The organism is Flavobacterium sp. PL11, assembly GCF_035985025.1.
Classification (GTDB): domain Bacteria; phylum Bacteroidota; class Bacteroidia; order Flavobacteriales; family Flavobacteriaceae; genus Flavobacterium.
In genome coordinates, this window is sequence record NZ_JAXCIA010000032.1 from 1 (window position 1) to 11,602 (window position 11,602).

7 protein-coding genes are annotated in these 11,602 nt (G+C 32.1%); 3 read left to right on the forward strand and 4 right to left on the reverse strand.

Annotated features, from left to right (window positions below):
* Nucleotides 1-428 precede the first annotated feature (428 nt).
* The 3 genes from RCH18_RS13860 to RCH18_RS13870 all read left to right on the forward strand — a co-directional run bounded on the left by RCH18_RS13860 (nt 429) and on the right by RCH18_RS13870 (nt 3,910).
* A complete protein-coding gene (locus tag RCH18_RS13860; protein WP_326937362.1) occupies nt 429-2,012 on the forward strand; it encodes an FAD-dependent oxidoreductase in 1,584 nt (527 codons plus the stop codon).
* Nucleotides 2,013-2,319: 307 nt separating this feature from the next.
* Entirely contained in the window at nt 2,320-2,901 is a 582-nt protein-coding gene (locus RCH18_RS13865; protein ID WP_326937363.1) for a DUF421 domain-containing protein, read from the forward strand.
* 13 nt (nt 2,902-2,914) lie between these two features.
* Nucleotides 2,915-3,910 carry an endonuclease/exonuclease/phosphatase family protein gene (locus RCH18_RS13870; protein ID WP_326937364.1) on the forward strand — a complete coding sequence of 332 codons (996 nt, stop codon included), beginning with the start codon at nt 2,915-2,917 and terminating at the stop codon, nt 3,908-3,910.
* A gap of 382 nt (nt 3,911-4,292) precedes the next feature.
* Here the strand turns inward: RCH18_RS13870 and prfA are convergent, their stop codons facing one another.
* The 4 genes from prfA to RCH18_RS13890 form a co-directional block, all read right to left on the reverse strand.
* On the reverse strand, nt 4,293-5,369 hold the full coding sequence (prfA, locus tag RCH18_RS13875) for a peptide chain release factor 1 (RefSeq protein ID WP_326937365.1): 1,077 nt from the start codon (nt 5,367-5,369) through the stop codon (nt 4,293-4,295).
* Nucleotides 5,370-5,728: 359 nt separating this feature from the next.
* A complete protein-coding gene (locus tag RCH18_RS13880; protein WP_326937366.1) occupies nt 5,729-8,431 on the reverse strand; it encodes a DNA gyrase/topoisomerase IV subunit A in 2,703 nt (900 codons plus the stop codon).
* Between the two features lie 53 nt (nt 8,432-8,484).
* Nucleotides 8,485-9,555 carry a PDDEXK nuclease domain-containing protein gene (locus tag RCH18_RS13885; RefSeq protein ID WP_326937367.1) on the reverse strand — a complete coding sequence of 357 codons (1,071 nt, stop codon included), beginning with the start codon at nt 9,553-9,555 and terminating at the stop codon, nt 8,485-8,487.
* Between the two features lie 52 nt (nt 9,556-9,607).
* Nucleotides 9,608-11,467 (reverse strand): DNA topoisomerase IV subunit B, encoded by a 1,860-nt coding sequence (locus RCH18_RS13890; protein WP_326937368.1) that lies wholly within the window; start codon nt 11,465-11,467, stop codon nt 9,608-9,610.
* Nucleotides 11,468-11,602 lie beyond the last annotated feature (135 nt).

Genomic DNA, 11,602 nt, shown 5'->3' on the forward strand with positions numbered 1-11,602 from the left:
ACCGAGAAAAAGATTTGGTTTTAAAACACCAAACCAAGTATATTTACATAAATTGATAAATCAGCAAAAAGTTGCATTTATGACTTGAATCCGCCCATTAAAAAGTAGCGCCTTACAAATATTCATAACATTTTAATGATGGAACAACTTTATAAACAAATCTCATATATAATGTATTACTACAAAATGGGGATATAGTGTATTAGCTCTTTTTGTAATACTAAAATTTTAAAAATACAATTATAAAAAAGCAAAGTATTAATTTAATTCCTAATAAATCAGAAATTTTAAATAGTTTTTTAACACTAATTTTTACAGAAAAATTGAAAGAATCTTTCTTAATTATATAATAAGACTTTTAATTAATATAATGAACTTTGTAAAAATTGTTATTTAAAATTTTTATTTAAAATGCTAAAGAACTTATTATGAACGCTTCAGCTACCCAACCCTTCGACAGTAATATTTCTTCAGGTTTTAATTATTCATTGTGGACCAAAACTACTAATCCACTCATGTTTGAAAAATTAAATCAAGATATCGATACAGACAATCTTGTAGTAGGTGGCGGTATTGCGGGACTTACCACGGCATATTGTTTATTGAAATCAGGTCAAAAGGTCGTGTTAGTCGAAGATGGTTATATTGGTAGTGGTGAAAGTGGTAGAACTACTGCTCATTTAACCTGTGCACTTGATGCGCGATATTACGAACTCGAAAAATTATTTGGAAAAAAAAATGCTAAACTTGCAGGATACAGTCATCAAGGTGCTATTCAATTTATAGAAAACACGGTGAAAATCGAAAATATGGATTGTAGTTTTAAGCGAGTTCCTGGCTATTTATTTTTGAGTAAAAGTGATACCAAAAACACACTTAATAAAGAATATAAAGCAACTATAGACGCAGGACTCATGACTCAAATGCTTGAGCAAGTTCCATCTCTTTATGGTGAAGAAGGTAAACGCTGTATTAAATTTCCAGACCAAGCTCAAATCCATATTTTAAAATACTTAGAAGGTCTTACAACCGCTATTATTGAAATGGGGGGTACTATTTATACTCAAACTAAGGCAACCGACATTACTAAAAATGGAGCGAAATCTAATGGATATTATATTAAAGCTAATCATATTGTGGTGGCTACCAATACTCCAATTAACGATTTTGTAAGCATGCATACGAAGCAATGGGCATATCGAACGTATGTTATTGCGGCAAAAATTCCAAAAAGAACACTTCCATACGCTTTATGGTGGGATACGGGAGATCAAGATTCAAAATGGGTAAGTGCACCTTATCATTATGTAAGAATTGAGGAATACAACGCCGATTATGATTTATTAATTTCGGGAGGTGAAGATCACAAAGTGGGTCAAGCCGATAAAGAAAATATTGCTGAAGAAGATCGATACGCTAAACTTATTGAGTGGACTAAAAAAAGGTTTCCTACAATGGGCGATATTGTACATCAATGGTCAGGTCAAGTAATGGAACCAGTTGACTCACTTGGATATATAGGAAAAAATAGTGGAGATGAAAATATTTATATTATTACAGGCCATTCAGGTAACGGTATTACTTATGGAACAATAGCTGGAATATTATTAACAGATTTAATTAATGGAAAAGATAATTCAATGGCAGAATTATACTCGCCAGCACGTGTGACAGTAAAAGCAACTCCTGAATACTTGCAAGAAGTAGCAAATATGGCTTCTCAATATATAGATTGGGTCACTACAGAAAATGTGAAGGATGTTTCTGAATTAAAAGCAGGGCAAGGTGCAATAATATTAACTGGAATAAAAAAAATTGCTGCTTATCGAGATGAACAAAATAACGTTCACACCTGCACGGCTATTTGTCCACATCTAGGAGCTATCTTACAATGGAATGCAGATGAAAAAACTTTTGATTGTCCAGCACATGGATCACGATTTACCGTAGAAGGTACTGTCATAAATGGACCCGCTAATTGCGATTTAAAAAATATAGAATTGGAAGATTAATTTTTTTGTTAAATATTAAGTATCATAAATTTCATTATTCTTGTTAATACATTTAAAATAACTCGATACAAAATACTATAAAATTTAATTTAATATAGATCTTATAATAAACAATAGCATCATTGTAATTGAGTGTGAAATAATTTTTTTAAAACATATAAATAGTAAAAAGTAGAAATATATATTATTGCACTGCTGATTTATTTGCCAAGAGATTTTCAAGGTTTAAATTTCTTACTATACGTTTTACTTTTTTTAGACTTATTTATAAGAGATATCACAAATATGGTAACCAACTATAAATATTATGGATAAAGTATTTTCATTAAACATAGATGATATTTTGGGTATAATGATATCCGCAGTTATTGTTTATATTATCCTAGTTTGTTATATAAGATTATTGGGCAAGAGATCTACGTCTGAACTCAACAGTTTTGACTGGATTGTAACGGTGTCAATGGGTTCTCTTTTTGCCACTTCGATAATAAATAAGGACATCTCAATAATTGAAGGATGTATTAGTATTTTAGTACTTCTACTACTACAATTTATTACTACTAAAATTGTGAAAAAATCGAAATGGTTTAGAAAAATAGTAAAAGCAACTCCAAGCTTACTATTATTTAAAGGTGATTTTATTGAGGAAAATTTAAAAAATGAAAGAATTTTAAAAGCCGAAATATATGCTGCAATTCGTCAAAAGGGCTTAAAATCAATTAAGAAAGTGTATGCAGTTGTATTAGAAACCAACTCAAAAATTAGTGTCATAGCAAATGACGATGATAATGAAATAGGCTATTCTTTACAATATGTAAATGGCCTTCCTGCTGAATTGCAAGCAAATTTAAAAAAACAAGAAAGTATAGAAGGTATCAATAAAGGATAAAAGCAAAAAAAAGATGAAAAAAATATATAATGCATTTTATACCCTATTTTATGTTATAGTTGTATTACTGGCGATTGGTTCTATTTTGTCCATTTTTAGAGATACTGACAGCCGTTATTTGAAATACCTTGATTTTCCGCGTATTCAATTTTTTATCATTTCTATAATTTTACTGATCATAGCAGCGATCGTGATAAAGAAATGGTTATGGTATGATTATTTACTTTCGGTTTTGCTGTGTATCGGTTTAATTATAAATGGATCCTATTTAATTAATTATACGGTATTTGTATCTAAAAAAGTTCCAACTGCAATGAGCATGACTGGAAGTGATGTCAAGTTTAGTTTATTATTAAGCAATGTAAAAATGACTAATAAAAAAACTAAACCATTGCTGGATCTAGTTGAAAAAATGAAACCAGATCTAGTTTTGACTATGGAAGTAAATGAATGGTGGAATAAAAAATTAAAAGTTTTAGAAGGTACGTATCCCTATTCACAACAAACCATTAATGAAGTCACGTATGGAATGATATTGTTTAGCAAATTTCCATTACAAAACTTACATGTGAATTATTTGCAAAATAAAAATGTGCCTTCATTTGAAATGACGTTAGTACTTCCAAATGATCAGAAAATTATCATTCATGCCATACATCCTGTACCACCAACCCATTTCAAAAACTTACCTGATAATAAAGGACAAAATGAAAAGGTACTTGATAAATTAGGGCAAAAAATTATAAGGGCAAAATTACCTGTATTGGTTGCAGGAGATTTTAATGATGTAGTATGGTCACATGTAAATAAAATAACAGGAACAGAAGACATTCTATTTGATGTACGAGTTGGGAGAGGCTTTTACAATAGTTTTGATGCAGAAAATTTTCTAATTCGTTGGCCATTAGATCATATATTTGTTACTAAAGAATTTCGATTGAATAGATTAGAACGTTTAAAAGACATTGGATCAGATCATTTTCCAATGTTTGTAGAGCTGGTATTATAAAATATTTGCTTCTATTTTAACAGCATTGGATCATAATGTGCAAATTTAAATAATATCTTTAATTACCTTTTAAGTCGACAGACTTCTCAATTGACATTGAGGTGATACTTTATCTTGTTTAATAATAATAATAATAATATAGTATCGTCTTAATTTACAAACTCTCACAAAACAGAAACGTTTATCCTTAAAAACTTTAGAAGATTAGGAAAACATTTCTAAATTTAAATTTCAATAAATTAGAACAAATTATTAAACGTATTAATGACTTTAAATTAGTCATTATTAAAAAGATTACATTCTCAAACAACGAAAATACTTATACTAAAAAAGCCAGCTAAACATAAATTAGCTGGCTTTTTGTGAGAAGGTATGTTTAAAATTAAAATACTTCGCTAGCTTCTTTTAATTTTTCCATATTATTTACTAATTGCAATTCATCTACAATTTTTTGAATGTCGCCATTCATAATATTACCAAGATCGTATAAGGTAAGGCCAACTCTATGATCTGTCACACGACCTTGAGCATAATTATAGGTTCTAATTTTAGCAGAACGATCTCCAGAACTAACTTGAGATGTTCTCTTACTAGCATCTGCCTCTTGTTTTTTAGCTAATTCTTGTTCGTATAAACGAGATCGAAGAACGCCCATTGCCTTATCTTTATTTTTATGTTGTGACTTTTGATCTTGACATTGCGCCACTAAACCTGTTGGAATGTGAGTTAACCGCACTGCTGACTTAGTAGTATTAACTGACTGTCCTCCTGGGCCTGATGAACAAAAGAAATCCACGCGAACGTCATTCATATCTATTTGTACATCAAACTCCTCAGCCTCTGGAAGTACCATTACAGTAGCAGCTGAAGTATGCACACGTCCTTGAGTTTCGGTTTGCGGTACCCTTTGAACGCGGTGTACACCAGCTTCAAACTTAAGAGTTCCATAAACATCCTCACCGCTAACTTCAAAAATAACCTCTTTAAAACCTCCTGAAGTTCCTTCATTCATATCTACAACTGAAGTTCTCCAGCCTCTATTCTCGCAGTATTTAGTGTACATACGAAACAAATCACCTGCAAAAATACTAGCTTCATCACCACCAGTACCAGCTCGTATTTCTACCATCACATTTTTTGCATCCTCCAGATCTTTTGGAATCAGCATAAACTTAATTTCATCTTCTAAATCAGGAAGTCTATCTTTCGCTTCATCAAGTTGCATTTTGGCCATTTCGGTCATATCTGCATCACTATTGTCTGCAATTATTTCATTAGCTTCATCGATATTAGCCATTAAAACAACATATTCATCTCGTTTTTCAGCAAGAGCTTTTAAACTTTTATATTCCTGATTTAATAGAACATACCGTTTTTGATCAGAGATTACATCTGGTTGTATAATTAAGTCTGAAATCTCATCAAAACGTTGTTTTACTATTTGAAGTCTATCTAACATATCCTTTTCCTTTTATTGGAGTGCAAAATTACGAAATTTTTACTTAATGATTGATAATCGTATTTCAAGTTTTAATAAAGCTTTATTAACTACTTCTGTATTTAACGCTATATATTTTTTCTTACTTCAAAATGATGAATATGTATTGAAAAATTTTACAATTTTTAAAGCTATATAATATAATATCTAATCATATAGCACCTATACATTTTCATGCAAATTTAGCTGCTTACTTTTTAAAAGTAAAAAACTAAAATTGATTTAATGCGATCGTAAAAATTAAAACATTATGCAATTAGATAAAATTTGCACTATTTGTATTTTTCTTATAATTCAATTGAATAGCTGACGAATCGTTCCTAATCTAAACTTAATGTTATTTGGCCATCATCGTCTAATTGAATATTTGATTTGTCATTATCTTCCATCACTGGTTTTGCCACAGCGACCTCAACTGGTGTTTCATAATATAATGGTTCCAGAAGATTTACTTGTTTTAACTTATCAGTTGTCAATTGATTTCCTAACGCTTTGACTCCTTTTATGGCAATATAAGATTCTATATCTACAATCATATTTTCTTTTTGAACTCCTTTTACTTTTGTAAATATTAGTTCCGCAACAGGACGGTAATCTGTGGATACGATTTCTAATTGTGAATTAGGATGTTCAGTAAAAAAGGTTTCCTCTTTATTTTCAGTTTCAACTAGAAAACGTTTAATATAATATCTTGCTTTTTCACCATCAAAATATATTGCAGATAATGGTTTTTTAGGAATCCATTTTTCTAAAACAATCATATCTTGATCAAAATGAGTGGCTAGCTCGGGAGTGATAACTTTTAACTTTCCATTTTGTGTGATGATCAAAATTTTATCATTTGGTCTAAATTCACCGAGTAATTCACCTCTTCCGTCTACATTTAAACGACGAACCGTATCATCAAACCAAACTTTTCTAGGTAATAAAGTTGAAATTCCTTTTTCTTTTAGCTCAATTTTTTTAATAGGATATTTGGTAACCAAATTTCCTTTTGTACTTCGTCCTTTGATAGTTAAACTAGCGAAATCAATATCAAATTTTAATTTTTTAACGGTTCCCATTTGGCGCAATAAAATTGTAATAACTTCGGCCTCACCATTAGGATTACAAGAAAAATATAGCACCTGCGATCCAGCAGTTTCATTAGTTAAATCGTAAGCTTTATCACGAGTTACTCCTGAAACATTAAAACGTTTTATATAAGACGGACCTGATTTTCCATCGCGATAAATCATATTATATATGGTGCGTTTATCACCTTTATCAAAAATAGCAATATGAATAATGTCCTTACCTACAAATGTTTTAGCGTCTACTTTAGTAATCATCATTTTTCCACTGCGAAGAAATACAATGACATCGTCGATATCAGAACAATCAGTTACATATTCATCTTTCTTTAAACTTGTTCCTACAAAACCTTCTTCTCTGTTTACATATAATTTGGTGTTGCGCAATACTACTTTTGTAGCTTCAATATCATCAAAAATGCGAAGTTCTGTTTTACGCTCTCTACCTTTGCCATATTTCTCTTTTAATTTAGCAAAATATGCAATAGCAAATTCAATTAAATGCTCTAAATGATGTTTTACCTGCTCAATATCACCCTCCAGCGATTCTATTTTATCCTGCGCTTTGTTGCTGTCAAACTTAGAAATACGCATGATTCGGATATCCAATAATCGCAAAATATCGTCCTCATTTACTGCTCTTTTTAAATGACCGATATGCGGTTTTAAACCATCGTCCACCGCTTTTATAACTGTTTCTCGTGTGGTCATTTCCTCAATATCACGATAAATTTTATTCTCAATAAAGATGCGTTCCAGTGAAAGAAAATGCCATTGCTCGTCTAATTCCCGTAATTGAATTTCGAGTTCACTTTTAAGCAGTTGCACTGTTCGATTGGTAGAAATCCTCAACATATCTGATACTCCTATGAAAAGCGGTTTATTATCTTCAATTACGCAGCCCAAAGGCGCTACCGAAGTTTCGCAAGCCGTGAAAGCAAATAAAGCGTCAATGGTTTTATCAGGGGAAACGCCCGGGAAAAGATGGATTAAAATCTCAACCTCAGCAGCAGTATTGTCCTCAATTTTTTTGATTTTGATTTTTCCCTTATCGTTAGCTTTTAAAATACTATCAATCAACGTAGTCGTGTTGGTGGAAAACGGAATTTGGGTAATTACTAAAGTATTTTTGTCAAACTGCGCAATTTTCGCACGAACTCTAACACGTCCGCCACGCAAACCATCGTTGTAATTAGAAATATCAGCAATTCCCTGAGTCATAAAATCAGGATACAGCGTGAACGGTTTTCCTTTTAGTATTTTTATCGAACAGTCAATTAACTCGTTGAAATTATGCGGCAAAACTTTCATGGAAAGTCCAACAGCAATTCCCTCTGCTCCTTGCACTAGAAGCAAAGGAAACTTGACAGGAAGATTGTTTGGCTCAGCGCGTCGTCCATCATACGAAACACCCCAATCCGTAATCTTTGGTGAATATAAAACCTCAAGTGCAAATTTAGATAATCGTGCTTCAATATATCTGGAAGCTGCGGCGCCATCACCTGTTAAAATATTTCCCCAGTTACCCTGACAGTCAATTAAAAGTTCTTTTTGACCTATTTGCACCATTGCGTCACCAATACTCTGATCACCGTGCGGGTGGTATTGCATGGTGTGACCCACAACGTTTGCTACTTTATTGTAACGACCGTCATCCAACTCTTTAAGAGAGTGCATGATTCTACGTTGCACCGGTTTAAAACCATCTTCAATTGCTGGAACAGCTCGCTCGAGAATTACATAAGAGGCGTAATCCAAGAACCAGTCCTTGTACATTCCGGTAACTTTGGTAATAGTATCGCTTCCCTCCTCTTGATTATTGTAAAAATGTTGTCCATTTGAAGTAATTATATCGTCAAAACCTGCATCGTTTGATTCATTAGAATCATTAATTTCGTTTTGAGATTCATCTTCGTTTGGTATAATGTTATCTTCGTCTTCGTCTTTCATAAAAATGCTTAAAACTCTAATTATGGCGCTATATTAACTCCATTTAAATTCTTCTATATTTGTTCAATCAAATGGATAAATTCCTCTTTACTTGGCAACACCATTTTATATTTACTAGCAAAAATTTGTTCATTATTTTCAGGTAATGTGTATTCTACAACTAAATCACTTTTATTCTGACAAAGAACTAAGCCAATTGTTTTGTTCTCTTCTTCTAAACGCATTTCTCTATCATAGTAATTGACATACATTTGCATTTGACCTAAATCCTGATGTTTTAATTCTCCTATTTTTAAATCAATAAGAACAAAACATTTTAATATTCGGTTATAAAAAACCAAATCAATTCTAAAATGTTTATCCTCAAAAGTGATTCTTTTTTGTCTGGCAACAAACGTAAAACCATTCCCTAATTCTAACAGAAAGTGTTCTAATTTATTGATGATTTCTTCTTCAAGTTCATTTTCTGAATACTGATTTAGCTCGGGTAAACCAAGAAATTCAAGAATATAAGGATCTTTGATTACATCTTTTGGCTTCTCTATAATTTGTCCTTGTTGAGAAAGTTTCAAAATTCCTTCCTTATCTCGGCTTAAAGCCAATCTGGTATATAAAGCAGTATCATATTGTCGCTTTAATTCCCGTACGCTCCAATTATTTTTTGCGGTTTCGATTTCATAAAAACTTCTTTCATTAGCATCATCCATGCGCATTAGAAAATTATAATGCGACCAAGAGAGCAAAAAACTTATGTTGTGAGAAAGTGCTTTTTTTCCAGGTGCAAATGATGCGATCACTTCAGATAATTTCTCGCTTTCAGAAATCGTAGACAGTGTAGACGATTTTGAATACGTCAAATAAAACCTTCTGATTCTCTCTAAGGTTTCAACTGAAAACCCTTTTCCAAACTCTTTATTCAGCTCTTTTGAAAGTCCTTTTAATAATTGCTTGCCGTATTCTGCTCTATCTTTTCCATTTTGTTCTTCTTCAACAATCATTCGACCAATCTCATAATAAGTATAAACCATAGTTTGATTTATAGCTCGCACAACTTGTTGGTTCGATTGCTGCAGCAAATCGACCACTTGAGAGAATAATGAATTGCTATGAAGATTTTCTGACATCAATTACAGCATTATTTGGTTTTTATGGCATTGAAACATTTCTTAATAATTATTAAGATTCAACAACATCCAACTCCACCTTCAAATTCTTAATAATAAATTCTTGTCTGTCAGGTGTGTTTTTACCCATATAGAAAGACAATAATTGCTCAATTGAAGTGTTTTTATCCATCATTACAGGATCTAAACGAATAGTTTCTCCAATAAAATTTTTAAACTCATCTGGCGAAATCTCTCCTAATCCTTTAAATCGAGTAATTTCTGGCTTGGGTTTTAGTTTCTCTATTGCCTCTCTTCGTTCTTCATCTGAATAGCAATAAATTGTTTCTTTTTTATTTCGAACTCTAAAAAGTGGTGTTTGCAAAATATATAGATGTCCTTCTTTTATCAATTCAGGGAAAAATTGCAAGAAAAAAGTAATCAACAACAAGCGAATATGCATTCCATCAACATCGGCATCAGTGGCGATTACGATATTGTTATAACGTAATTTTTCTAATCCATCTTCAATATCTAATGCGGATTGCAATAAGTTAAACTCTTCATTTTCATAAACAATTTTCTTACTCATCCCGTAAGAGTTCAAGGGCTTTCCACGCAAACTAAAAACTGCTTGTGTGTTTACATCTCTCGATTTGGTAATCGATCCTGAAGCCGAATCTCCCTCGGTTATAAAAAGGGTACTTTCTAAGTTTCTAGGATTTTTAGTGTCTGGAAGATGTGCACGGCAATCTCTCAACTTTTTATTATGAAGATTCGCTTTCTTTGCGCGATCTGTAGCTAGTTTTCTAATTCCAGATAATTCCTTACGTTCTCTTTCCGCTTGCAGAATTTTTCGCAGTAACGCCTCTGCAGTGATAGGATTCTTGTGTAAGTAATTATCTAATTTTGTTTTTACAAAATCATTTACAAAAGTACGTACCGATGGCATTCCCACTTCGGAACCCATATCAGTGGAACCTAATTTTGTTTTAGTTTGAGATTCAAAAACCGGTTCCATTACTTTGATACTAATAGCGGTAACAATTGATTTTCTCACATCTGAAGCTTCAAAACTTTTGTTATAAAACTCTCGAATTGTTTTTACAATCGCTTCGCGATAAGCGGCTAAATGCGTTCCTCCTTGTGTTGTATTTTGTCCATTTACAAAGGAATGGTACTCCTCGCTATATTGGGTTTTACTGTGGGTTAAAGCAATTTCAATATCCTCTCCTTTTAAATGAATAATTGGATATTCTAAATCTTCAGCACTAATGGTTTCCTCTAATAAATCTCTAAGTCCATTTTCAGAGAAATATTTCTCACCGTTAAAAATAATCGTTAAGCCATTGTTTAAGTAACAATAGTTTTTAAGCATTTTGATGATATACTCAAATCTAAACTTATAGTTTTTAAAGATGGATTCGTCGGGAATAAAAGTGACTTTTGTTCCTTTTCTTTTTGTTGTTTCAATGACATCTTCCTCTAAAACTAAGTTTCCGGCCGAAAATTCTGCTGCCTTTTGTTTCTCATCACGTACTGATTCTACACGGAAATAATTCGACAAAGCATTTACTGCCTTGGTTCCCACTCCATTTAAACCAACAGATTTTTTAAAGGCTAAAGAATCGTATTTTCCTCCCGTATTCATTTTAGAAACCACATCAATCACCTTTCCTAAAGGAATTCCCCGCCCGTAATCTCTAACAGCTACTGTTTTATCCTTGATGGTGACTTCGATAGTTCTTCCAGCACCCATGACAAATTCATCGATACAATTGTCTAACACCTCTTTTAATAGAATATAAATACCATCATCTGGAGAAGAACCGTCTCCTAATTTCCCAATGTACATTCCGGGACGCATGCGAATATGTTCTTTCCAGTCGAGTGACCGAATATTATCTTCGGTATATTGATTTTGATCGGACATTTTAAATTTTGTGGATTTTAACTTGGCTCTTTTTGCTATTGTTTATAACAGAGACATAGAGCGTGCTAATATAGTTTAATTAGATAAATTTTAAAAGAGCTTGGCTTCCTAATTTTCAAAAATAATTATCACTTA

Coding starts and splice junctions, on each gene's coding strand:
- RCH18_RS13860 (WP_326937362.1), top strand. CDS start 429: ATGAACGCTTCAGCTACCCAACCCTTCGACAGTAATATTTCTTCAGGT.
- RCH18_RS13865 (WP_326937363.1), top strand. CDS start 2,320: ATGGATAAAGTATTTTCATTAAACATAGATGATATTTTGGGTATAATG.
- RCH18_RS13870 (WP_326937364.1), top strand. CDS start 2,915: ATGAAAAAAATATATAATGCATTTTATACCCTATTTTATGTTATAGTT.
- prfA (WP_326937365.1), bottom strand. CDS start 5,369: ATGTTAGATAGACTTCAAATAGTAAAACAACGTTTTGATGAGATTTCA.
- RCH18_RS13880 (WP_326937366.1), bottom strand. CDS start 8,431: ATGAAAGACGAAGACGAAGATAACATTATACCAAACGAAGATGAATCT.
- RCH18_RS13885 (WP_326937367.1), bottom strand. CDS start 9,555: ATGTCAGAAAATCTTCATAGCAATTCATTATTCTCTCAAGTGGTCGAT.
- RCH18_RS13890 (WP_326937368.1), bottom strand. CDS start 11,467: ATGTCCGATCAAAATCAATATACCGAAGATAATATTCGGTCACTCGAC.